Annotated in this window: 14 protein-coding genes; 3 read left to right on the forward strand and 11 right to left on the reverse strand. The window is 71.7% G+C overall.

The genetic code is table 11. From position 1 onward, the window contains the following. Positions 1–184: 184 nt before the first annotated feature. The gene (locus ACFWBY_RS17650) at positions 185–4474 is read right to left on the reverse strand and encodes a discoidin domain-containing protein (protein ID WP_385342115.1); all 4290 of its coding nucleotides are present in this window, start codon (positions 4472–4474) and stop codon (positions 185–187) included. Positions 4475–4704: 230 nt separating this feature from the next. Between ACFWBY_RS17650 and ACFWBY_RS17655 the strand changes: the two genes are divergently transcribed. Then, on the forward strand, positions 4705–6306 hold the full coding sequence (locus ACFWBY_RS17655; protein WP_385342117.1) for an ATP-binding protein: 1602 nt from the start codon (positions 4705–4707) through the stop codon (positions 6304–6306). Beyond that, positions 6303–7028, forward strand: coding sequence for a response regulator (locus ACFWBY_RS17660; RefSeq protein WP_385342119.1), 726 nt, complete (start codon positions 6303–6305; stop codon positions 7026–7028). The genes ACFWBY_RS17655 and ACFWBY_RS17660 overlap by 4 nt, the downstream gene beginning before the upstream one ends. A 9-nt stretch (positions 7029–7037) precedes the next feature. Here the strand turns inward: ACFWBY_RS17660 and ACFWBY_RS17665 are convergent, their stop codons facing one another. The 3 genes from ACFWBY_RS17665 to ACFWBY_RS17675 form a co-directional block, all read right to left on the reverse strand. Beyond that, positions 7038–8630, reverse strand: a complete 1593-nt coding sequence (locus ACFWBY_RS17665) for a cation acetate symporter (RefSeq protein WP_385342121.1) — start codon at positions 8628–8630, stop codon at positions 7038–7040. Then, positions 8627–9175, reverse strand: coding sequence for a DUF485 domain-containing protein (locus ACFWBY_RS17670; protein ID WP_385342123.1), 549 nt, complete (start codon positions 9173–9175; stop codon positions 8627–8629). The genes ACFWBY_RS17665 and ACFWBY_RS17670 overlap by 4 nt, the downstream gene beginning before the upstream one ends. 175 nt (positions 9176–9350) lie before the next feature. Beyond that, a complete protein-coding gene (locus ACFWBY_RS17675; RefSeq protein ID WP_385342125.1) occupies positions 9351–11471 on the reverse strand; it encodes a type IIA DNA topoisomerase subunit B in 2121 nt (706 codons plus the stop codon). Between the two features lie 447 nt (positions 11472–11918). On the opposite strand from ACFWBY_RS17675, the gene ACFWBY_RS17680 reads away from it, so the two are divergent. After that, on the forward strand, positions 11919–12155 hold the full coding sequence (locus ACFWBY_RS17680) for a hypothetical protein (RefSeq protein ID WP_267723820.1): 237 nt from the start codon (positions 11919–11921) through the stop codon (positions 12153–12155). A 113-nt stretch (positions 12156–12268) separates the two neighbouring features. On the opposite strand, the gene ACFWBY_RS17685 is transcribed toward ACFWBY_RS17680, so the two are convergent. The 7 genes from ACFWBY_RS17685 to ACFWBY_RS17715 all read right to left on the reverse strand — a co-directional run bounded on the left by ACFWBY_RS17685 (position 12269) and on the right by ACFWBY_RS17715 (position 23116). Further along, a complete protein-coding gene (locus tag ACFWBY_RS17685) occupies positions 12269–13228 on the reverse strand; it encodes a S1 family peptidase (RefSeq protein ID WP_385342127.1) in 960 nt (319 codons plus the stop codon). A gap of 118 nt (positions 13229–13346) precedes the next feature. Continuing rightward, positions 13347–14927: an RNA polymerase sigma factor gene (locus ACFWBY_RS17690; protein WP_385340007.1), complete on the reverse strand. Its 1581-nt coding sequence runs from the start codon at positions 14925–14927 to the stop codon at positions 13347–13349. 524 nt (positions 14928–15451) lie between these two features. Next, complete coding sequence (locus ACFWBY_RS17695) at positions 15452–16393, reverse strand: FadR/GntR family transcriptional regulator (protein ID WP_385340008.1); 942 nt, start codon at positions 16391–16393, stop codon at positions 15452–15454. 150 nt (positions 16394–16543) lie between these two features. Further along, the gene (locus tag ACFWBY_RS17700; RefSeq protein ID WP_385340009.1) at positions 16544–18358 is read right to left on the reverse strand and encodes an ATP-binding cassette domain-containing protein; all 1815 of its coding nucleotides are present in this window, start codon (positions 18356–18358) and stop codon (positions 16544–16546) included. Between the two features lie 170 nt (positions 18359–18528). Beyond that, positions 18529–19275 (reverse strand): NUDIX domain-containing protein, encoded by a 747-nt coding sequence (locus ACFWBY_RS17705; RefSeq protein WP_385340011.1) that lies wholly within the window; start codon positions 19273–19275, stop codon positions 18529–18531. Between the two features lie 290 nt (positions 19276–19565). Beyond that, positions 19566–21563 carry a glycogen debranching N-terminal domain-containing protein gene (locus tag ACFWBY_RS17710; protein ID WP_385340013.1) on the reverse strand — a complete coding sequence of 666 codons (1998 nt, stop codon included), beginning with the start codon at positions 21561–21563 and terminating at the stop codon, positions 19566–19568. 275 nt (positions 21564–21838) lie between these two features. After that, on the reverse strand, positions 21839–23116 hold the full coding sequence (locus ACFWBY_RS17715) for a DUF4192 domain-containing protein (RefSeq protein WP_385340015.1): 1278 nt from the start codon (positions 23114–23116) through the stop codon (positions 21839–21841). Positions 23117–23246: the final 130 nt, after the last annotated feature.

Here is a 23246-nt window from a genome sequence, read left to right on the forward strand (position 1 = left end):
AGCGCAAGAGTAGCGCAAGAAATGCAAGTTCCTTGCAGCTCGATTACGGTCAGTTTGGCCCATCGCGATCCGGCGCGGAACCCCCTGCGACCAGGCTGCTCGGTGGCCACGCCGAGCAGCGGCGGGGCGTCCCGAAGGGTTCGCCCCGCCGCGTCCTCGGTCCGGCTCTCGAACCCGCCTCCCGCTACGGCAGACGGTTGATCTTGAACGTCGAGGTCGCGTTCCGCACGTCCACGGCGTTGTCGCTCATCCTCAGGTTCTGGATGGTGACCTCACCGACCGCCGGACCCTGCCCCGTCTCCGGCATCTCGTTCGCCCAGAGACCGAACCCGGACTTGGCGTCGAAGGCGTCGCCGCTCTTCTTCGCCCCCGTGATGGTGATGTCCTTGAGGACGGTGTCCTTGATGGGATTGACCGGCTGGCCTCCGAGGTATTGCGTCTGGAACATGATGCCGCTGTACGTCGGATCGATGATGTCGACGTTGTCGATCCGGATTCCCTGGAACACCTTGGAAGCCGAGAAGATCCAGATTCCGGGGAAGGTCTGGGCTCCCCAGAAGTGGCCTCCGGAGCGGACGATCGAGATGTTCTCGAAGGTCGTCGGATCGGTTCCGAAACCGTTCATCGGGTACCCGAAGTCCAGCGAACTGATCGTGATGCCCGAGTAGACGAGGGTGTCGGCGATGTAGACGTTGCGGAAGGTGTTGTTGAAGCCGCCGTAGACGGCGACACCGGCCGCGCGCCAGGTCAGGATCGCGGTCAGGTTCTCGTAGAGGTTGTTCTTCATGTCCGCGCCGCCCGCGTCGATCGCGGAGAACAGCGCGAAGCTGTCGTCACCCGTGGAGCGCGCCTCGTTGTTGGCGACGAGGTTGTCCGTGCTGCCGTTGGTCATGTTGATGCCGTCGGCGAAGGTGTCGCGGATCCGGGAGTTCTTGATGGTGATCCGGTCCGTGTTGGCGCCCCAGTAGAGGCACACCGTGTGCTCGTCCCAGATGTTGTCGATGGTCATGTCGGTGACGCCCGAGAAGTCGAAGACCTTGCCCGGGCCGTCGATGCGCGAGGTGTAGTTGCCGAAGTGGGCGAAGCCCGAGAAGGAAGAACCCTTCGCGGCGCCCTCGGCGCGCCAGCCGTTGTCGGTGTTGTCCTGCGAGGCCGGGGCGTGGAAGCGGGTGAACCACGGTCCGGCCCCGACGACCTGCACGGCCTTGCCGTACACCTGGAACTTGCTGGCCGTCTGGTAGTCGCCCGGCGGCATGTAGACGCCCACGAGCTTGCCCGTGGTGTCCATGCGGACCTTGTCCAGGGCGTTCTGCACGTCCTGGTGGGTGAATCCGGCGGGCACGGTGTAGGTCGCCGGATCGGGGTTGGGGATCACCGTGGCCTGTTCCAGGCTCACGAAGTCGATCGCGTAAGTGGAGGTGTTGGCCGCGTCCTTCTGGAGCCGGATCCGGCTGCCCTGCGGGACGGTCTCGCCGAGCAGGATGTTGGCCTCGTCGTAGATGTGCCGCGGGGCGCCGGCGCTCGGCGCGTTGCCGGGGCCCGCCTCGGCGCCGTAGAGCCAGGCGTACTTCGAGGTCAGCGGCAGGGCCTTCTTGAGGACGCCGTTGACGTAGACGTTGATGGTGGAGTCGATGCCGCCGCCGCCCGGGGCGTCCGGGATGGAGAAGCGGGTGACCAGGGTGTTGGTGGCGGCGCGGGTGGTGAACTCGACGTACTCGCCCGTCGCGTCGAGGTTCACGGCCCTGCGGCCCGAGGCCTCGCCGGCGATGTCGCCGATGGTGCGGTTGGGTCCCACGACGTTGGCCCCGCCACCGACGACGCCGTCCTCCGCCTCGTACGTGTCGAAGGGCATGTTCGCCCCGCGGCCGACGAAGAAGGGCTTGGTGGAGGTGTTGTTGCCGCGCTTGACCGGCAGTTCGTTGGCGTCGTCGGTGAGGACCACCTTGACGCTGTACTTGCCGTTGGCCGCCGTCCAGTTGCCGAGCGGGACGGGGGCCGTGGAGGCGCCGGCCGCGAGCGCTCCGCCGAAGGAGCCGGTCAGCGTACGGACGGTGGCGCCGCCCGCGTCCTGCAGGGTGAGGGTGACGTTGTGCGTGCCCGGGGCGGCCGCCACCGTGCCCTGGTTCCTGACCGTGACGGAGAAGTCCACCGACTGGCCGGCGGAGGGGGCGCTCGGTGACCAGCCGACGGCCGAGGCCACCAGGTCCGAACTGTCGACCGGCCTGACCACGAGCGGGGAGCCGGTGAAGGTGTTGTTGGTGTCGTTCTGCTCGACGACCGTGTCGGCCTCGTCGACGATCGCGCTCAGGGGGTAGGTGCCGGCGTCGCGCGGGCCGATGCCGGCGGTGACGGTCGCCGTGGCGCCGGCGGCCAGCGCCGGCACGTTGGCGGTGGCGGTCTTGGAACCACCGAGCTGGAAGGAGACGGCGGTCGCGGGCGCCGGAGCCGGGCCGCTGTTCTTGACGGTGGCGGACAGGGTGACGGCGTCCGACTCGACGGGCGACGCCGGACTGGCGCTGAGGGCCGTGACCTGGAGGTCCGGATTGGGCGCCGGGACGCCGAGGATCTGGAACTCGGCGATCTGGCCGTTGGAGGAGCCGGTGTTGGAGGTGAAGCGCAGTTGGACGTCGGCGACGCGGGCGTTCACGGGGATGGTGACGGTGTTGGCGCCGGAGGCAGGGTTGAAGACGTAGTCCTTGGCGGCGACCAGGCCGGTGACGCCCGGGGCGCTCTGCTCGCGGCCGAGGACCTGGATGTTCTGGGTGCGGGCGCCCCAGCTGCTGTCCGGGTTGAGCTTGAGGACCAGGCGGTCCACGTCGGCGTTAGCGCCGAGCGCGACGGTCAGGGTGCTGGGGTAGGCGCCGCCGGCGCCCTCCCAGTAGGTGCTGGTGCTGTTGTCGTTGGCGTTCTCCGCGACGAAGGTGTGGATCACGGAGGAGCCGGTGATGGGCTTGCCGACGGCCAGGTTGGAGCCGCCGCCCCCGCTGCCGTTGCGGGTCACGGAGTTGCTGTCGCCGGAGCGGTTGCCCGCCGCGTCCTTGGCGCGGACGAAATAGCTCACGGTGGCGCCGGCCGGCCGGCTGTCGGTGTAGGTGGTGACGCTGCCGGCGACCGTGGTGAGCGGCACGTTGTCGGCGAACACCTCGTAGCCGCTGACGCCGACGTTGTCGGTGGAGGCCTGCCAGGTCAGCTTGATCTGGCCGGACGCCGGCTCGGTGAGGGCCAGGGAGCCCGGGGCCGTCGGGGCCTGGGTGTCACCGGCTTCGCCGGCGCGGGTGACGCTGTTGCTGTTCGCCGACTGGTTGCCGGCCGCGTCCTTGGCCCGGACGTAGTACGTGACGCTCGCGGAGGCGGGCTGGGTGTCCGTGTAGGTGGTGGCGTTGCCCGCGACGCTGGTGCGCAGCTGGTTGTTGGCGTAGACGTCGTAGCCGGTGACGCCGGTGTTGTCGGTGGAGGCGTTCCAGGTGAGCTTGATCTGACCGGTGGCGGGTTCGCTGTAGCCGAGCGCGGCGGGGGCGGTCGGCGCCTGGGTGTCGCCGGTCGTCGGACCGTAGACCTCCAGCTCGGAGAGCTGTCCGCCGGGTTGTACGGAGTTCAGCGATATCCACACGCGCAGGTAGCGGGTGGTGGTGGCGTCGAAGGCGATGGTCACCGCGTTCGCGCCGGCGGCGTTGAACTCGTACGCCTTGGACGCCGTCAGGTCCGTGTAGTCCGTGCCGTTGGCACTGCCCTGGATCGTGAGGGTCTGGGTGCGGGCACCCCAGTTCTCGGGCAGCCTGAGGACCACCCGGTCCACGCGGACGGAGGAGCCGAGATCGGCCTGGATCCACTGGGGCATGGCATTGTTGCCGCTCTCCCAGTAGCTGGCCGTGTTGCCGTCGTTGGCGTTGCCCGCCACGTAGGCCTGGGTGTTGCTGCTCGCGGTCAGCGTCTTGCCGAGTGCCAGGTTGGCTCCTGACGCACCGGGCGCGCGGACCTCCAGCTCGGAGAGCTGGGCGGCCTGCCAGCCGGTGTTGGCGGTGATGTCGATCCGCACGTACCGGGTCTGGGAGGCGGGGAAGCCGATGGTGACCACGTTCCCTCCGCCCTGGCCGAAGGTGTACGTCGCCGAGCTCACCAGGGTGCTGTAGCTGGTGCCGTCGGCGCTGCCCTGGACGGACAGGGTCTGGTTGCGGCTCTCCCAGGCGGCGGGGAGCTTGAGCACCACCTGGTCGATCCGGGTGGTGGATCCGAGGTCGGTCTGCACCCACTGTGGCAAGGCGCCCCCGGCGCTCTCCCAGTACGAGGACTGGTTGCCGTCGGTGACGTTGGCGGCCGTGTAGCCGCCGTTGGTACTGCTCGCGGTGGCGGGCCGGCCCGCCGAGGCGCTCGGTCCGCCGGCGGCCGCGGCGTCGAGAGCGGGCCAGCCCAGCATCAGCAAGGCCGTGCTGATCAAGGCGGCCAGGGCCTGCCATCTCCAGGTGTGCCTTCTCATATGTCCTCGTCCCTCGACATGAACTTTCTGAACCATGGGAGATAGAAATTTGCGGTGTGCAGCGCGAGAATTGCAGAGCTCTGCCGAGTCGTCTACGGCTTTGACACCACATTCCCGCTGTCATCGCTTGCGCAAGCTGGCCGCAAATAACGCAAGCCATTTGCGTAGAGGAGGTGAATTCCACTTACGCCCGAAGCGCCCTACGGTGCCTACTCATGCGGTTCCTCCACATGAGCGCTCGGCGCCTCGGGCTGCCAAGACGGGCCGTCTCGCAAATCCTGCTGACCCAGCTGGCCATCGCCGCCGGGGTGCTCGCCCTGGCCACCGGGCTCTTCCTGGCCCCTCTGAGCGCACAGCTCGACGACCAGGCCATGCGGCGTGCACTGGCCATCGCCCAGAGCGCGGCGGCCGACCCGGCGCTGGCCGCCGGCCTCCTCGGCTCCGGCCCGGCCCCGGACGGCCCTGTACAGGCCTCGGCCGAACGGATCCGCCGGGCCACGGGCGCGCAGTACGTGGTCGTCATCGACCCGGCCGGGATCCGCCGCTCGCACCCGAGCCCCGACCGGATCGGCCGGCCCGTCTCCACCGACCCGGGCGACGCCCTGGCGGGCCGCGAGGTCATGGAGATCGACCAGGGCACGCTGGGCCGCTCCGCGCGGGGCAAGGTCCCGCTGCTCGCCGCCGACGGCGAGATCGTCGGTGCCGTCTCGGTCGGCATCGCCTACGACAGCGTCCGCGACCGCCTGCTCGGCGCCATCCCGGGCCTGCTCGCGTACGCGGGCGGCGCCCTGGCGGCGGGGGCCCTCGCCGCCTACCTGCTCTCCCGCCGGATCCACCGCCAGACCCGGGACCTGGCCTTCTCCGACATCGCGGGCCTCCTCGCCGAGCGCGAGGCGATGCTGCACTCCATCCGCGAGGGCGTGATCGCCCTCGACCGGGACGGCCGGGTCCGGCTGGTCAACGACGAGGCTGCCCGGCTGCTGGGCCTCGCGCCCGACACGGCCGGCGCCGTCGCGGGGCGCGCGCTGGACGACGTACTGGGCGCGGGCCGTACCACCGACGTCCTGGCGGGCCGCGTCACCGGCCACGACCTGCTCACCGTCCAGGGCCCACGGGTCCTGGTCGCCAACCGGATGCCCACCGAGGACGGCGGCGCCGTGGCCACCCTGCGCGACCGCACCGAGCTGGAGCACCTGGGCCGCGAGCTCGACTCCACCAAGGGCCTGATCGACGCCCTGCGGGCCCAGGACCACGAGCACGCCAACCGGCTCCACACCCTCCTCGGACTGCTGGAGCTGGGCCTGTACGAGGAGGCGGTGGAGTTCGTGACGGAGGTCGTCGGGGTGCACCGCAGCACCGCCGAACAGGTCACCGAGAAGATCCACGACCCGCTGCTCGCCGCGCTGCTGGTCGGCAAGGCCACGGTCGCGGCCGAACGCGGCGTCCCGCTGCGCCTGGCCGACCGCGCCCTGCTGCCCGACCGCCTCGTCGACCCGGGCGGGCTGGTCACCATCGTCGGCAACCTGGTCGACAACGCCCTGGACGCGGCCGTGGGCTCGCTCGCGCCGCTGGTCGAGGTCGACATCCGGGCGGAAGGCCGCACGGCGGTACTGCTGGTCCGCGACAGCGGCCCCGGCGTCCCGGAAGCGCGCCGCGAGGAGATCTTCACCGAGGGCTGGTCGACCAAGCAGCCCCGGGCCCACCGTGAGCGCGGGCTCGGTCTCGCGCTGGTGCGGCGCCTGGCGGAGCGGCAGGGCGGCACGGTCCGGGTCGGCGAGGCAGCGGACGGAGGGGCGGAATTCTCCGTCGTGCTCCCGGAGGCCCTGCGATGAACGAGGCCCGGAGCGGGATGTCCGGCACGTGCGGTGATTTCGACGTATTGGTCGTCGACGACGACATGCGTGTTGCCCGGATCAACGCGGCCTATGTGGCGAAGGTTCCCGGCTTCCGCGTGTCGGGCCGAGCCCATTCGACGGCGGAGGCCCTCGCGTTCCTCGACTCCCGCCCGGTGGACCTGATCCTCCTGGACCACTACCTCCCGGACGGCAACGGCCTGGACCTGGTGCGCCGCCTGCGCGAACGCGGGCAGCTCACCGACGTGATCATGGTGACGGCCGCCCGCGACCTGGCCACCGTCCAGGCCGCGATGCGTCTCGGCGCCCTCCAGTACCTGGTCAAGCCCTTCACCTTCGCGGGCCTGCGCACCCGCCTGGAGGCCTACGGTGCCCTGCGCCGCACCCTGGACACGGGCGGCGAGGCCGAACAGGCGGAGGTGGACCGCATCTTCGGCGCCCTCGCCGCGGCCGGCGCCCCCAACGACCTGCCCAAGGGCCACTCCCCCACGACCGCCGAGCTGGTCCGCGGGATCCTGCGCGCCGCCGAAGGGCCCCTCTCCACCCAGCAGATCGCCGATCGCGCGGGCATCAGCCGTCAGACCGCCCAGCGCTACCTCAAGCTCCTCGACCGCACCGGCCGCGTCACCCTGGCCCTGCGCTACGGAGAGACGGGCCGCCCCGAGCACCGCTACTCCTGGCAGCCCCCGGCGTCGGGGTGACCCCGGGTGTCATACCGCCCCGGCCCCCGTCAGGGAGCGGACCTCCGTCTCCGCGTGCCGCCGCTCGTCCGGTTCCTCCGCCGAGGTGACCGTGCCCAGCCAGCCCGCCAGGAAGCCCAGCGGGATCGACACGAGGCCCGGGTTCTGGAGCGGGAACAACTGGAAGTCCATCCCCGGGAAGAGCGCTTCGGGGCTGCCGGAGACCACCGGAGAGAACAGCACCAGCAGTACCGCCGGCACGAGCCCGCCGTACACCGACCAGACGGCACCCCGCGTGGTGAAGCCTCGCCAGAACAACGAGTACAGCAGCACCGGCAGGTTCGCCGAGGCCGCCACCGCGAAGGCCAGCCCCACCAGGAACGCCACGTTCAGGTCCTGCGCCAGCAGCCCCAGTGCGATCGCCACCGCCCCGATCCCGACGGCGGCCACCCTGGCCACCGCCACCTCACTGCGCTGTCGGGCGTGGCGGCGTTTGAGGGAGGCGTACAGGTCGTGCGCGACGGAGGCCGAGGACGCCAGGGTGATCCCCGCGACCACCGCGAGGATGGTCGCGAAGGCGATGGCCGCCACGAAAGCGAACAGCACGGCGCCACCCGTCGATTCGGCCCCTCCGCCCAGGAACGCCGCGAGCAGGGGAACCGCCGTGTTCCCCGAGGCGTTGGAGGCCCTGACCTGCTCCGGCCCGAGCAGCGCCGCCGCCCCGAAGCCCAGCACGATGGTCATCAGGTAGAAACCGCCGATCAGCGCGATCGCCCACACCACCGACCGGCGGGCCGCCCGCGCCGTCGGCACGGTGTAGAAGCGCGACAGGATGTGCGGCAACCCGGCCGTACCGAGGACCAGCGCCAGTCCCAGGCTCATGAAGTCGAAGCGGGCCGTCCAGTCGCCTCCGTACTTGAGCCCGGGGCCCAGGAATCGGCTCCCGTGGCCGCTGCGCTCGGCGGCGGTGCTGAGCAGCTGGTCGAAGTTCCCGTGGAAGCGCAGCAGCACCAGCACGGTCAGCGTGATCGCACCGCCCATCAGCAGCACGGCCTTGACGATCTGGATCCAGGTGGTGGCCCGCATGCCGCCGAAGGACACGTAGATCACCATGAGCGCGCCGACCCCGATCACCGTCAGCGTCCGTGCGGTCCGGCCCGAATCGGCGAGCAGCAGGCCGACCAGGCTGCCCGCGCCGACCATCTGCGCGACGAGGTACAGCACGGAGACGACGACCGAGGAGGTCCCCGCGGCGATCCGCACCGGCCGCTCGCTCATGCGCGCGGCGACCACGTCGGCGAGGGTGAAGCGGCCGCAGTTGCGGACGAGTTCGGCGACGAGGAAGAGCACCACCAGCCAGGCGACGAGGAAGCCCACCGAGTACAGCAGGCCGTCGTAACCGAAGAGCGCGATCAGGCCGGAGATGCCGAGGAAGGAGGCGGCGGACATGTAGTCGCCGGCGATGGCAAAACCGTTCTCCATGGGGGAGAAGAGCCGCCCGCCCGCATAGAACTCCTCCGCCGAACCGTGCCGGTTGCGGCTCACCCACGTGGTGATGCCCAGCGTGACGGCGATGAAGACGCCGAACAGGAGCAGCGCCAGCGTCTGGTGCTCGGTGGTCACCGGCCCGCCCCCCGCGCCCGGGTGCGCTCCCCGGCGTCGGCGCGGCGGACCTGCTCCTGCTCGAAGACCGTCCAGCGCAGGTCCAGGGCCGCGCGGTCGCGCCGCAGCCGTGCGTGCCGGGCGTAGGCCCAGGTCAGCAGGAAGGTGCTGAGGAACTGCCCGAGGCCCGCCAGCAGGGCCACGTTGACGGAACCGGCCACGGGCCGGGCCATCATCCCGGGCGCCGCGGTGGCCGCGATCACGTAGGCGACGTACCAGAGGAAGAAGCCGGCGGTCGCGGGGACGACGAACCTCCGGTAGCGGCTGCGCACCTCCTGGAAGGCGGCGCTGCGCTGCACTTCGAGGTAGATGTCGGAGGCGCCGGGCGCGTGCGGACCGCCGGGTCCGGAGCGCGGCGGTGACGTTTCCGCGCCCTCACCGGCCGATCCGCCGGAGCCTTCGCCTGCGCCGGCACCCGCGCCCTCGCCCCATCCGACGGCGAGCGCGTCGTACCAGGGGTCGTCCAGCCGGATCGTTCCGGCATCACGACCTTCGTGCTTGTCCACCGAACTCTCCTTGTCCGCCGCCGCATTGGCCGCGTGCCCACAAGGATGTGCGGGAGGGACGCTTTCCGGACTGGTGTACCGGTGCTCTTCACTCCATCAGGTGATGGAGTGAAGAGCACCGGTGTGCCAGGAATCCGGCGGTGCCGCCGGAGGGCACCCGTGGTCCGGCCTCGGGTCAGGCGTCGATCCGCGAGCGGTCCAAGGTGGCGGCGGAGCTGGTGATGAACTCCTTGCGCGGGGCCACCTCGTTGCCCATGAGCAGGTCGAAGACCGACTCGGCCGAATCCAGGTCGCCGATGTTGATCCGGCGCAGGGTGCGGAAGCGGGGATCCATGGTGGTCTCCGCCAGCTGGTCCGCGTCCATCTCGCCGAGGCCCTTGTAGCGCTGGATCGAGTCCTTGTAGCGGATGTTCTTGCGCTGGTACTCCAGCAGGGTCGTGCGCAGCTCGTTGTCCGAGTACGTGTAGACGTACTTGTCCTGGCCCTTCTTCGGCTGGACGAGCTCGATCCGGTGCAGCGGCGGCACTGCGGCGAAGACCCGGCCGGCCTCGACCATGGGCCGCATGTACCGCTGGAAGAGCGTGAGCAGCAGGCAGCGGATGTGCGCGCCGTCCACATCGGCGTCGACGAGCAGCACGATCTTCCCGTACCGGGCGGCGTCGATGTCGAAGGTCCGCCCCGAGCCGGCTCCTATGACCTGGATGATCGCCCCGCACTCGGCGTTCTTGAGCATGTCCGAGACCGACGACTTCTGGACGTTGAGGATCTTGCCGCGGATGGGCAGCAGCGCCTGGAACTCCGAATTGCGCGCGAGCTTCGCGGTGCCCAGCGCCGAGTCGCCCTCGACGATGAAGAGCTCGCTGCGCTCCACGTCATCGCTGCGGCAGTCGGCCAGCTTGGCGGGCAGCGAGGAGGTCTCCAGCGCGGTCTTGCGGCGCTGCGCCTCCTTGTGCTGGCGGGCGGCGATCCGGGTCCGGGCCGCCGCGACGATCTTCTCCATCACGGCGCGGGCCTGCTGCTTGTCGTCGCGCTTGGTGGAGGTCAGGAACGCCTTGAGCTCCTTGGCGACGACCGCCGCGACGATCCGGGCCGCCGCGGAGGTGCCGAGCACCTCCTTGGTCTGGCCCTCGAACTGCGGCTCGGCGAGGCGGACGGTGACGACGGCCGTCATGCCCTCCATCGCGTCGTCCTTGACCACGTCGTCCTCGGCCACGCGCAGCAGCTTCGCGGAGCGCAGCACCTCGTTCACCGTCTTGGTGATCGAGCGCTCGAAGCCGGAGATGTGGGTGCCGCCCTTGGGGGTGGCGATGATGTTCACGAACGACTTGACGTTGGTGTCGTAGCCCGTGCCCCAGCGCAGGGCGATGTCCACGCCGAGATCGCGGGTGACCTCGGTGGGGGTCATGTGGCCGCGGTCGTCGAGGACCGGGACGGTCTCCTTGAAGGTGCCCGTGCCGGTCAGGCGCAGGACGTCGCAGGCGGCCTTGTCCTGGGCGAGGTACTCGCAGAACTCGCTGATGCCCCCGTCGAAGCGGAAGGTCTCCTCGGTCTTGCCCGACCCCTCCAGGGCACGCTCGTCGCGGACGACGATGGTCAGGCCGGGGACGAGGAAGGCGGTCTGGCGGGCGCGCTGGTACAGCGTGTCCAGCGTGAGCTTCGCGTCCTTGAGGAAGATCTGGCGGTCGGCCCAGTACCGGACCCGGGTGCCGGTCTTGCCCTTGGCGATCCGCTTGACCTTGCGCAGGCCGTTGGCGGGGTCGAAGGGGCTGTCGGGGCCCTGCTCGGTGAACATTCCGGGGACGCCGCGGCGGAAGCTGATGGCGTGCGTGGAGCTGCCCCGGTCGACCTCGACGTCGAGGCGGGCGGAGAGCGCGTTGACCACGGAGGCGCCGACGCCGTGCAGGCCGCCGGAGGCGGCGTAGGAGCCACCGCCGAACTTTCCGCCGGCGTGCAGCTTGGTCATGACGACCTCGACGCCCGAGAGGCCGGTCTTGGGCTCGACGTCCACGGGGATGCCGCGGCCGTTGTCCCGGACCTCCACGGAGGCGTCCTCGTGGAGGATCACCTCGATGTGGTCGCAGTACCCGCCCAGGGCCTCGTCGACGGAATTGTCGATGATCTCCCAGAGGCAGTGCATGAGGCCACGGCTGTCGGTGGACCCGATATACATGCCGGGGCGCTTGCGGACGGCCTCGAGGCCTTCGAGGACGAGCAGGTGCCGCGCGGTGTAGTTGGAGCCGTCCCGGTCTGCTCCGGTCAGCAGTGCGCTGGAAGGCACGGACGTGTCGGCGGTCACGCAGTTCGCTCCTCGCTGAATTTCTTCGTCTGGCCCGGTCGGGCGCAGGGGTGGCTCGGCTGCCGCTGGAAGGGTACCGAGGCCTGGTAGAGCCGATGCAACGCCACCCCACGCCCTTCCGCAGCCTAGTCCAGATGCGCACGGGTGTTCGATCCCCCGAGAGGGTGAAGGAAACATCACGTTCCCTTCCGCGCATGAACCATTTAGTGTTCGGGCACGTCCTCATGAACAACCGGCACTCAGCCGGAGAGGGCAGAACTGCTACAAGCGAACGACCTGACAACGCGAAACCGTAAAGCAACGCCATACGGTTCCTTCGCCGCCAACCGGCAACAGCCGGCCAGCTTCGGAAGGAAGTTTCGAGGAAAAGCCGCGAGCGGGAACGTTTTCGGCCTGGTTGGATGTTGACCCTGGTACGACAGCTCGTCGAGCTAGAGAAGAGGCGACGTGACTACTGTTCTGACACCCGCGACCCCGCTGACGGCCGCTGACCGATGCGACCGTTGCGGCGCCCAGGCATATCTGCGCGTCGTCCTGCTCAGCGGCGGTGAACTGCTCTTCTGTGCCCACCACGGGCGCAAGTTCGAGCCGGAACTCAAGAAGATCGCCGCGGAAATACAGGATGAGACCGAGCGGCTTACGTCCGCTCCGGCGGCCGCCGCCGCCGAACCCGAGGACCGCTGACACAAGGCCTATACCTCGCATCCGACGAGCCAGGACCGGCCAGGCCGGTCGACGGGCGGTGCCTCTGAGACCCAGAGGCACCGCCCGTCCTCATGCCCGCACGCGGATCAGGCTCAGTGCCGCGGCTCCGGCCGGATGTCCGGCGAAAGGCCCCTTCCGGGCCCCTGAGCGGGCCGTACGCCCTCCCCCAGGCCCGCGTGGACATCCGGACGGGCGCGGCTCCCCCGGCCCGCCTGTGGGCCAGGGGTGAACTCTGCGACGAAGCCGAGCAGCGGGGCGATCCGCGTGTACACCCCCGGACTGTCGGCCCGCCCGCAGCCGCGCCCCCAGGACACCAGCCCGATGAGCCGCCCCTGGGCCACCAGCGGCCCGCCGCTGTCGCCCTGGCAGGCGTCCTTGCCGCCCTCCCGGTCCCCCGCGCACACCATGGAGTCGGCCCGGTACTGTCCGTCCGCGTCCCCCGGGTAGGCCCGTCCGCACACCTCGTCCGACAGCACCGTCACCCTGGCCGCCCGCAGCGCGTACGCGTAGTCACCGAATCCGCTCGTGTCGCCCCAGCCGTACACGGCGGCGTCCGTCCCCGCGCCGTACGCCGGATGTCCCGGGCCGGCCATCGCCAGCACGTACTGCGCGGGTACGGCTTCGTCCAGTTCCAGTACGGCCAGGTCGCCGGCGTTGCTGCCCGGGTCGTAGTCGGGATTCACCCGGGCGGAACGCACCGCGATCTCCCGTCCCTCCGCGGCGCGCAGCTCCGTACGACCGGTGATCACCCGGAAGTCGCGGACGGAGTCGACCGGGCCGCCGAGCACCTGGCGCGCCAGGCAGTGCGCCGCGGTCAGCACCTTGGTCGGAGCGACGAGGACACCCCCGCAGAACTGCCCGCCCCGCGTACCCCCGAACCGGTCACGGCTCGCGAGGGCCACCACCCACGGGGCATCGGCCACCTTCACCGGCTTTCCGCCGATCACCACGCTGTCCGCCGCGGCTCGCGGCGCCTGACTCAGCGGCGCCGCCGCCGCTCCCGCCACCAGGGTCAGCGCACCCGCCAGGACACGGGCAAAGGGACGACGCATGAGGCCTCCTGACTCCGAGTGTGCATTACTCCACCCAGAGTGGGTCGCCCGGTGGCCGCGCGCACCCGCGCGGCCACCGGCGACGACCTGCGGGGAACGCCCGGCCGGCCGGAGCGGGTCAGTCCAGGTAGTCGCGCAGCACCTGGGACCGGGAGGGGTGACGGAGCTTCGACATGGTCTTCGACTCGATCTGGCGGATGCGCTCACGGGTGACCCCGTAGACCTTGCCGATCTCGTCGAGGGTCTTGGGCTGGCCGTCCGTGAGGCCGAACCGCATGGAGACCACGCCCGCCTCGCGCTCGCTCAGCGTGTCGAGCACCGAGTGGAGCTGTTCCTGCAGCAGCGTGAAGCTCACGGCGTCGGCCGGAACGACCGCCTCGGAGTCCTCGATGAGGTCACCGAACTCGCTGTCGCCGTCCTCGCCGAGCGGGGTGTGCAGGGAGATCGGCTCACGGCCGTACTTCTGGACCTCGATGACCTTCTCGGGGGTCATGTCGAGTTCCTTGGCCAGCTCCTCCGGAGTGGGCTCGCGGCCCAGGTCCTGGAGCATCTGGCGCTGGACGCGGGCCAGCTTGTTGATGACCTCGACCATGTGCACCGGGATGCGGATGGTGCGGGCCTGGTCGGCCATCGCGCGCGTGATCGCCTGCCGGATCCACCACGTGGCATAGGTGGAGAACTTGTAGCCCTTGGTGTAGTCGAACTTCTCGACGGCGCGGATCAGGCCCAGGTTGCCCTCCTGGATCAGGTCCAGGAAGAGCATGCCGCGGCCGGTGTAGCGCTTGGCCAGCGAGACCACGAGGCGGAGGTTGGCCTCCAGCAGGTGGTTCTTGGCGCGGCGGCCGTCCTCGGCGATGATCTCCAGCTCGCGCTTGAGCTTGGGCGCGAGCTTGTCGGAGTTGGCGAGCTTGTCCTCTGCGAAGAGTCCGGCCTCGATGCGCTTGGCGAGCTCCACCTCCTGCTCGGCGTTGAGAAGGGGGACCTTGCCGATCTGCTTGAGGTAGTCCTTGACGGGGTCGGCGGTGGCGCCGGCCACGGCGACCTGCTGGGCCGGGGCGTCGTCCTCGTCGTCCGAGATGACGAAGCCCTTGCTCTCGGCGCCTTCCTCTTCCTCCTCGGACTCGGCCTTGGCGGCGGGACCCTCCCCCGCGGTCTCCTCGTCGCCGTCGTCGGAGTCCTTCTTGGCGGCGGTCTTCTTCGCCGCCGTCTTCTTGGCCGCGGCCTTCTTGGCGGGCGCGGCCTTCTTGGCCGCGGTCTTCTTCGCCGCCGCCTTCTTGGCGGGGGGTTCGGTCGCGGTCCCCTCCGCGAGGGCGTCCACGGTCTCCGGGGCCTGCGCCTCGGCCTCCGGGGCCGCCACGTCCGCGGCCGGCGCGGCCGCCGTCGTCGCGGCCGCCGTCTTGGCTACGGGCTCGGTGGCCGTCCGCTTGACGGGGCTCTTCGCCGCGACGCTCTTGCGGGTGGCGCGCTTGGGCGACTCCGCGGCACTGACCATCAGCGTCACACCCTCTTCCTCGAGGATCTGGTTGAGGCTGCGCAGAACATTCTTCCACTGGGTCGCAGGAATCTGGTCAGCCTCGAAGGCCCGACGCACGTCATCGCCGGCGATCTGCCCCTCGGCCTTGCCTCGCTCGATGAGCGCCATCACAGACTCGGAATCGGCGATCTCCGGCGGGAGCGTACGGGATGTGCTGGCCGACACGAACAACCTCTCGGAACGATGGAAACGGCTTCCGACCCCGGGCCTGGTGGTGCTGGACCGGAGCCGACGACCACCGACTGGGGATGGGCCGGGGGCGCGGGCAGGGGCCGGGGAGCTGCACAGCACCCGCAAGGGCTGCTGTGTTCCCTCCGTCGGCCATCACCTCTTAGGTCATCGCGTGACCTCGCAGAGCGTTACGCCCAATCTTCGTGGCCCGAGTCACACCCCCTTTGATGCCATGCCGGTCATACCGCGATTTATGTACGTCCGGTGTGTCCGGACACGCCATGTTTTGGCAAGTCGGACGACTACCCGAAACCGGCGCCCCGGCGGTCTCGGGGCGGGGCCCGGGGCGAAGGGCCGGACGCGGGCGCCGCCGATGCCGCCGGGCCCCTCCCCCTCCTCCGTCCCGGACCCTCCGGGGCCCGTCCGAGGCTCCAGGGGCCGGACGGAGGCCGACGACCTCGACGCCTCCGCACGCTCTTGCGTGAGCACCCTTCCGTGAGCGCCGCCGTGCGCGCCCGTCAGTGCTCGCGCGGGGCGGGAACCACGCGCTCGACCTCCGGATGCACCGTCAGGAGCTGCCGCATGGCGTTCTCGGCGCCGATCGCGTCACCGGCGGCGATGGCCTCGACCATGCGCGCGTGGTGCGCGACGCAGGTCTCGCTGGGGCGGTCGCAGGCGACGAAGGGGTTGCCCGACACCTGAAGGGCGGCGGAGACGATGCCGGACAGGTGCTCCAGCATGCGGTTGCCCGCGACCTGGATCAGGAGCGAGTGGAACTCGTTGTCCGCGCGCGCGAAGGTGATCGAGTCGCCCTGACCGAGCGCGTGGCCCATGATCTCGACCATGTCGGCGAGGCGCTGCTGGATGTCCGGGCGGCCGTGGCCGGCGGCGAGGCGGGCGGCGAGCGGTTCGATGGTCCAGCGGAGTTCGCCCAGTTCGCGGCGCTGGTCGTCGCGTTGCGGGCCGAAGGCGCGCCATTCGATGATGTCGGGGTCGAGCAGGTTCCAGTCGGCGACCGGACGGACCCGGGTACCGACGTTGGGGCGAGCGCTGACGAGGCCCTTCGCCTCGAGGACCCGCAGCGATTCGCGGACGACCGTGCGGGAGACTTCGAACCGCTGGCCGATCTCCTCGGGGACCAGCGGGCGGTCCGCTCCGAGGTCGCCCGAGACGATCATCTGGCCGAGCTGCTGGACGAGTTGGCCGTGCAGTCCGCGGCCGCGGCTGCCTGCCGCGCGGCGGCCGACGCGGCTCAACTCGACGTCGGATCCGTCCCAGTGGGGCACTCCCACGCGGTCGGCCCCGGAGGCCTCCGGGTAGGGGTAGCGGTCGAGTTCGCCCGGGCCGGCGAGGCCGGAATCGGCATGGCGGGCGGCGGTCATCATGGTGTGCGCAAGGGTACTCACGAATCCTTTGTCGGCCGTGCTTCCACGACCCTTGAGGTCTTTGGTGAAAAGCACACGAAAGGGTGATCGGTGCCACCTACGCAATTGACGACTTATCATAAAGAACCGGGCCTTTTACGTGGAGTTGCGATCCGCGAGGCGCGATGTGAACCGCATCGGTCCCGTTGGGACTTCTCCTGCATCGGATCGATCAGCAACGATCCTTCACAAACGAACGCGGCCGCGCAGTCCTGTGAACCCATAGGCGCACAACAGGACCATCAGCGACAACACCAGGGCCGTGCCGACCGGTTGCGCCATCACCCGAAGCACCCCGAGGACCAGGCGGTCGGCCTCCGGAGGCCACTGCGCCCAGGCGAGACCGCGCAGCCTTTCGGCCAGTCCGGTCACCGGGTACGCGGACGGCCCGTCCAGCGCCTTGCGCACCAGCGGTACGACCATCACCGGTACGGCGAGCACCGCGGCCAAGCCTGCGACAGCGGACCGGAAGACTCCGGAGGCCAGCACGCCGGACCAGGCGCAGCCGATAAGCAGACCCGCCCAACTCGCGGCCGGGGAGACCCACTCCGCCGGTGCGCGCAACGGGCCGCCACCGAAGACCAGCGCCAGGGCGGCGGCGTCGGCGGTCACGGCGAGGGCGCCGAACAGGAGCGCGAGAAGCCCGCTGACGCCGAGCTTCGCGATGAGCAGCCCGAGCCGACGCGGAACGGTGCCGCGGTCGGCGGCGAGCGCGGGGTAGCGGTACTCCTCGCCGAAGGCCAGGGCGCCGAGCAGGCCGGCCCCCAGAGCCGCGGGCGGCAGGGGCAGCAACTCCGGCCAGGCCGCGAGCAAACGGTTCTGCCCGGTGTGGCCGGCCCGGGCAAGCACCAGCGCCGTAACCACGGACGCGACGAGGACGAAGGCCGCGGTGAGGGCCGGGGCGGCGGTGCCGAAGACCCGGTGCAGTTCGTAGCGCAGGGGCCGCAGGGGGCCGCCGACCCGGCGCACGGCGGAGGAGGGACGCCGGGCCCGGGACCGCACGGAGCGTGTGCGATCGCGGCCCTGGCCGTCGCCTCCGGCGCCGGACTCGGCCGGTGGCCCTTCGGTGTCCGCCACCCCGGCGTCGGCGCCCGAGGCGGCCCGGGCGCGCGGCAGCGACGGCGGCGCGCCGGCGTCGCCGGTCTCGTCGGCGAGTTGGTGGACGAGCACGCCGTGCCGGAAGGCCGCCTCGCCCACTTCGGCGCAGTTGCTGCCGTACACGGACAGGCGGCTGCCGCTCTCCTCGACGATCTCCACCGCGCGCTGCGCCGCCCGGGCCTCGCGGCCCAGTACGTCGGCCAGCCGGGCGGCGTGCGGGGTGCGCACGGCCACCCGCGGCCGCAACCGCGTCCGGGCGAAGTCGGCGGCGTCCTGGTCCGCGACGAGCCGACCCGCCTCGATGCTGACAACCCGGTCCGCGCTGCGCGCGGCCTCCTTGGCGTCGTCAGTGGTGAAGAGCACCGCGCCACCGAGGGAGGCATGGCCGCGCAGCAGCCCGTGCAGCCAGCTCTTCTCGCGGGGGGAGAGTCCGGCGGCGGGCTCGTCCAGGAGCACCGTGCAGGGGTCGGCGAGCAGTGCGGCGGCCAGGGCGACCCGGCGCTCCATGCCGAGCGAGAGCGAACCGAGCCGCTCGTCACGCAGACCGGCGACGCCGACGACCTCCAGCATGGTGTCGGCCCGGGAGGCCGGCACGCCGGCCGCGGCGCAGAGCATCCGCAGCTGACTGCGTACGGTGCGCGACGGGTTGCCGGGAAGGTCGCCGAGGAGTACGCCGACCTCGCGGCCCGGATGGGGGATCCGGTGCAGGGGGCGCCCGCGGAAGTAGGTGACTCCACGGCCCGGTTCGAGCTCGAGCATGAGCCGCAGCGCGGTGGTCTTGCCCGAGCCGGGGTCGCCGAGCAGCGCGGTCACGCTCCCGGCATGGGCTTCGAAGGTGAGGTCGTCCACGAGGGGTGGAAGGCCGCGACGGGAGGTGCTGGTGAGTCCGATGGCCTGGAGCATCGCTTCTCTCGCGGGGGGTGAGACCGCTCTGCGGCAGGGTGATTACCGCTAACAAGATAACGCGATATGTCCGATTTTCAGCGCACCTACCGTCGGGAATCGTCCGTGTCGGCTCCGAGCAGCGGGCCGGCCCGGCTCCCCACCTGGGCCCGGGCGTACTTGCCGGAGAGTCAGACCTCCGGGCGCAGCATCGGCGGGTTGAGCAGCGTGGCCCCGCCCGCCCGGAAAAGCTGTGCGGGGCGGCCGCCCTGACGGGTCGTCGTCCCTCCGGCCGGCACCAGGAACCCGGGGGTTCCGGTGACCTTGCGGTGGAAGTTGCGCGGGTCGAGGGCAACGCCCCAGACCGCCTCGTAGACCCGGCGCAGCTCGCCGACGGTGAACTCGGGCGGGCAGAAGGCCGTGGCCAGGGAGGAGTACTCGATCTTCGAGCGGGCCCGCTCCACTCCGTCGGCGAGGATCGTCTCGTGGTCGAAGGCGAGTCCGCCGCCGTCCTGTCCGGCGGCGGAGAGGAGTTCGTCGACGGGGGCCCAGCGCGCGCTGTTGGCGTCACCGCCGGCCCGGGGCGCGGGCAGATCCGGAGCCAGCACCAGGTGCGCCACGCTGACCACGCGCATGCGCGGATCGCGCTTCGGATCGCCGTAGGTCGCCAGCTGTTCGAGATGCGCGCCGTTGCCCACATCGGGTGCGGCCGGGTCGTGGGCGCACAGGCCGGTCTCTTCGGACAGCTCGCGGGCCGCGGCCGCGGCGAGGTCCTCGTCGCCCCGCACGAATCCGCCGGGCAGCGCCCAGCGTCCCTGGAAGGGCTGCTCGCCCCGCCGGACCACCAGCGCGCAGAGCGCGTGGCGCCGCACGGTGAGCACGACCAGGTCGACGGTGACGGCGAAGGGCGGGAAGGCCGACGGGTCGTAGGGCGACATGCCGCGATCATAGTCGTCTGCCTGACGATAAACAGAGCTTTGGTGATCCTCGAGCCATCGAACCGGAAGCCGCGGCCCGGCGCACGGACCGGAGTGCGAGGCCCGCACCTGGGCACAGGGCTCCCCCTACGGGCTGTCCCGTAATCCCCGGTGGATCAGCGCGCGGCGTCAGATGCGGTGCCCCGCAAGGCGGAGGAGCGTCCGCACACTGGGCGTATTCGGGCGTTCCGACAACGCGGCGAGGTGCCGTAGCTGTCGTCGTGCGCCCGCCGGGGATTACGGGACAGCCCTTAGCCCCCCAGTTGGAGCACATCGGCCGCCTCCTCCACCATGCCGAGACCCAGCCGGCTGACCCTGACGGCGAAGGGTTCCCCCGAGACCCGCAGCCCGGAGAGGCGCAGCTCGCCGAGCGGAGCCCCTGCGAGCGGAGCGAGTGCGACCGTGCCCCCCGGTGCGTCCGGCCGGATTCCGGCCAGGGCGGTCAGGACGTGGATCGCGGCGGCGGCCGCGACGGCCGCCGGACGGCAGGCCGCGGGATGCGGAAGCGGAGCACTGCCCGTGGTGCGCTGCTCGGCCGCATACATCTCCGGAAGGCGGTACCCGAAGCCCTCAGCGGCGTCCACCAGCCCCCGGAGCAGTCCGGTGGCCTCCTTCTCGAAGCCTGCCTGGGCCAGTCCTGCCACCGCGACCGCACTCTCGTACGGCCGCACCGCGCCCGAGCGGTAGCCGAACGGATTGTGCCCCGGCTCACGGACCGCCATGCTCCTCAGTCCCCACCCGGAGTCCATGGCGGGGGCCCCGAGCAGCCGTGCCAGCTGTTCGGTGCGGACCCGGTCGAGCAGTCCGGGCGCGACCCGGCCCCCGCCGAGCAGCCCGGTGTCCAGCAGGTGCGCTGCGGCCCCCGTCAGCCGGGGCAGCGGCCGTCCGTCGGGATGCAGGGCCGCCGCGGGCCGGCCGCCGTCCGGGCCGTCGATCCAGAACCGGGCTGCGAACCGCTCCCGCAGGGAGGCCGCTCTGTCCCGCCACTCCTCGGCTCCGGGCCGCCCGCACCCGTCGAGCAGGTCGGCGCCCAGCAGCGCGGCCCGGTGGGCGTGTGCCTGGGTTTCACAGCGGCGCGGCCCCGGCTCGGGGTCGGCGAGGAAGCCGTCCTCCCCCAGGGCTCCCCGCAGCCACTCCAGGCACCGCTCGGCGGCCGGCAGCAGCTGTGCCACCTCCGCCTCGGGCATCCCCCAGCGCCGGGCTTCGGCGAGCACCGCCGGGAAGGCGAGTGTGGCCTCGGTCCCGGTGCAGCCCGGGGGCAACTGCGGCCCGGCCCCGCGCAGCGGTCCCGGGATCTTTCCGGCGTCGGCGCCCCGGCCACCGGTCTGGGTGCGGCCCAGGACGCGCAGGGTCGAGGCGGCCAGCCCCGTGCCGAGCGGGAGTGCCATACGGGCGGCCCACAGGGATTCCGCCGGGGCCAGTCCGAGCCGCCACGGCGCCCCGGCCGCCGCATAGGCGTCGGCCGGGTCCTTCGCGTCCCTGAGCAGGAGCGCCCCCAGGTCCTGGAGGCTGGTGCGGAACCAGGCCCCGGCCCTCGGGTCGTCGCCCTCCGCGCGGGCGTCGTCGGCCAGCGGATTGGCCACCTGTCCGGCGGGGGCACGCGCCCCGCGGTCCCCCGTGGTCCGCAGTTCGATGGTGCGGGTCTCGCCCGGACGCAGTTCGAGCTGCCAGCGCAGCAGTCCGGCCGAGGCAACCGCGTCGTCCGGAGGCGGCTCGGCCGCGGTGACGGCCTGGGCCCCGCCGCTGGTCCAGCGCAGCCCGGCGGCGTGCACCGCGGCGGGCAGCTCGGGACCCGCCCGGCCCGCGGCGACTTCGGCCAGCTCCGCCAGATCGGTGCCGAGCAGGATCTCCACGGGAAAGCGCAGCAACCGGGCGGTGAAGCTGCGCAGGGTGATCCGCTCGGTGCCGTCGGCGTGCCGGACCCGCTCCACCCCCACGTCGGGGTCGGGGCCGGCCTCGGCTCCGGTCCGGACGGTCGCGGTGAAGGCTGCCCGGTCGGCGCCGAGGCTGCGGCCCTGCACCGCGACCGGGTCCCGGCCGGCGACGCGCAGCACGCAACGCGACAGCAGTCGGCGCCCGGAGCGGTACACCCCGTCGATGCCGCGCCCGGTGAGCTGGCCGTGCTCCGGCGAGACGACCAGGCACGGCGCCGCGACGCAGACGACGGCGCCGTGCACGGGCGGAAGGTCGGGCCTGCGGGAGGGCGGAGGCGAGGGGGGTACGCGGGCGGGGGGTACGGGGTGCAACATGCGTCGCCTTGTCTGCGCTCCGGTCGGGTCGGCTGGGCGGCGGCGCGGCCGGGCCCTCACCGCCTCCCAGGCCAACGCCCATGGCCCCGCCCGGGTCACGGGCCTCGACGGCGGCTGCGCCCGTCGGGGGAACGGCCGCCGTGCCGGCCGTCGGCCCGGGAAGGCGCACGCGATCGCCGAACCCCATGCCCACCGCCTCGGCCACCCTGCCCTGGCGCCCTCCCGGCCCTGGTCGTGATCCCGGTACGGGGACCCGCGTCGGCCAACGCCCCGGTTCACTGTCCGCTCCCCGCGGTGCGGCCGGACTCGCGGCGGGCCGTCCGGCTCCGACGGCCGGGCGGCCTGGTGACATCGCGTCGGGAACCGGCGGAGAGACGTCCCCGGCGCGGCTCGCGCCGTCGCCGCTCCTCCCGCAGGCACTGCCTCAGGCCTTCCGGATCGATCCCCTCGTTGCAGGCGTGGTGGAGCAGCTGCGCGAAGCGGTACTCGTCGTCGGCACGCAGCGCCAGCCCCAGCGCGACCCGGGCGGTCGGCTCGTCCCCGGTGGACCAGGAGACCCAGCCGGCCAGGGTGAGCGGGGCCGCCGCGTGCTCCCCGTAAGCCCCGACACACCGCCTTGCCAGCGCTCGCCACAGGCGTAGGGCGGGAGCCGCCTCGTCGTTCTCCATCCACTCGGCGGCGACGTCCCGGATCTCCCGGTCCTGGAGTCCGAGGATGAGCGTGGCGGCTTCCTCGTGGCCGAGCAGCGCGTCGTCCCAGTCGTCGGCACGGGTGCCGCCTTCGACCGGCGGGGCGAGGGTCATGCGCCGCATCAGCGCCCGGGCGAGCAGGACGGTCTCCGCGCCGACCTCTTCCCGGGTGGCGCCGTCGAGCATCTTCGGAACCAGGGCCGCTGCCGCCCGGTCCAGGGCTCCTTCCATCTCCTCGGCCACCTTCCCGCGCAGCGGAGTCAGCCTGCCCTCGATCTCCCGTAGGGAGCCCCGTACCCGCAGCCCCGCGAAGGTGGCCGCGGCGGCCATCACCGAGGTGCCGGGCGCGGCCAGCGCGCTTCCCTCGGCGGGACAGCACCGCTCGTCCGGGCAGCAGTAGGACCAGTACCGCCCGGCGGAGAGGCACAGGGCCTCCAGGACGGGCACGTCCAGGGCCCCGCAAGCCAGCCGGATCCCCTGGGCGAGCGGACGCAGCCGGGTCATCACCCGCTGCGCGCCCTCGTCCCCGCGCGGATCCTGGCAGAGGAAGACGATGATGCCGTCGGGCTTGGTGCCGCGCCGCTCACTGCCTCGGATCAGGCAGTCGGCGACCTGCCGTGCGGTGTCCTCCCATTCCGTCGAGGCGGGAGGGATACCGACCCGCAGGCGGCCTCCGAAGCGTCCGCCCTCGCCGTGGACGGCGACCATGACGAGGGAGTCGGTCGGGTGGAAGCCGAGCATGTAGGGCAGCGCGTCCGCCAGTTCGGCGGGACTGCGCAGGAGGATCCGGGGCGCGTCGGCGGCTCCGGAGTGGCCGGCGGAAGACCGGTCGGACGGGATGCGTGGTTCGTGGTTGTTCGTCATGCCCCGAAGGTCCCGTGCGCGGCCGAATCCGGAAACCCCTGTGGATAACTCCGGAGCCGACCTCGAACGGATCTCGAACAAATCCACCCTTCAACATCCACAGGCCCAGAGCGGCATTCGCGGTATGTCA

Source organism: Streptomyces sp. NPDC060049, assembly GCF_042736715.1.
In the GTDB taxonomy this organism is placed as follows: Bacteria; Actinomycetota; Actinomycetes; order Streptomycetales; family Streptomycetaceae; genus Streptomyces.

Coding starts and splice junctions, on each gene's coding strand:
- ACFWBY_RS17650 (WP_385342115.1), bottom strand. CDS start 4,474: ATGAGAAGGCACACCTGGAGATGGCAGGCCCTGGCCGCCTTGATCAGC.
- ACFWBY_RS17710 (WP_385340013.1), bottom strand. CDS start 21,563: ATGTTGCACCCCGTACCCCCCGCCCGCGTACCCCCCTCGCCTCCGCCC.
- ACFWBY_RS17705 (WP_385340011.1), bottom strand. CDS start 19,275: ATGTCGCCCTACGACCCGTCGGCCTTCCCGCCCTTCGCCGTCACCGTC.
- ACFWBY_RS17715 (WP_385340015.1), bottom strand. CDS start 23,116: ATGACGAACAACCACGAACCACGCATCCCGTCCGACCGGTCTTCCGCC.
- ACFWBY_RS17685 (WP_385342127.1), bottom strand. CDS start 13,228: ATGCGTCGTCCCTTTGCCCGTGTCCTGGCGGGTGCGCTGACCCTGGTG.
- ACFWBY_RS17700 (WP_385340009.1), bottom strand. CDS start 18,358: ATGCTCCAGGCCATCGGACTCACCAGCACCTCCCGTCGCGGCCTTCCA.
- ACFWBY_RS17655 (WP_385342117.1), top strand. CDS start 4,705: ATGAGCGCTCGGCGCCTCGGGCTGCCAAGACGGGCCGTCTCGCAAATC.
- ACFWBY_RS17660 (WP_385342119.1), top strand. CDS start 6,303: ATGAACGAGGCCCGGAGCGGGATGTCCGGCACGTGCGGTGATTTCGAC.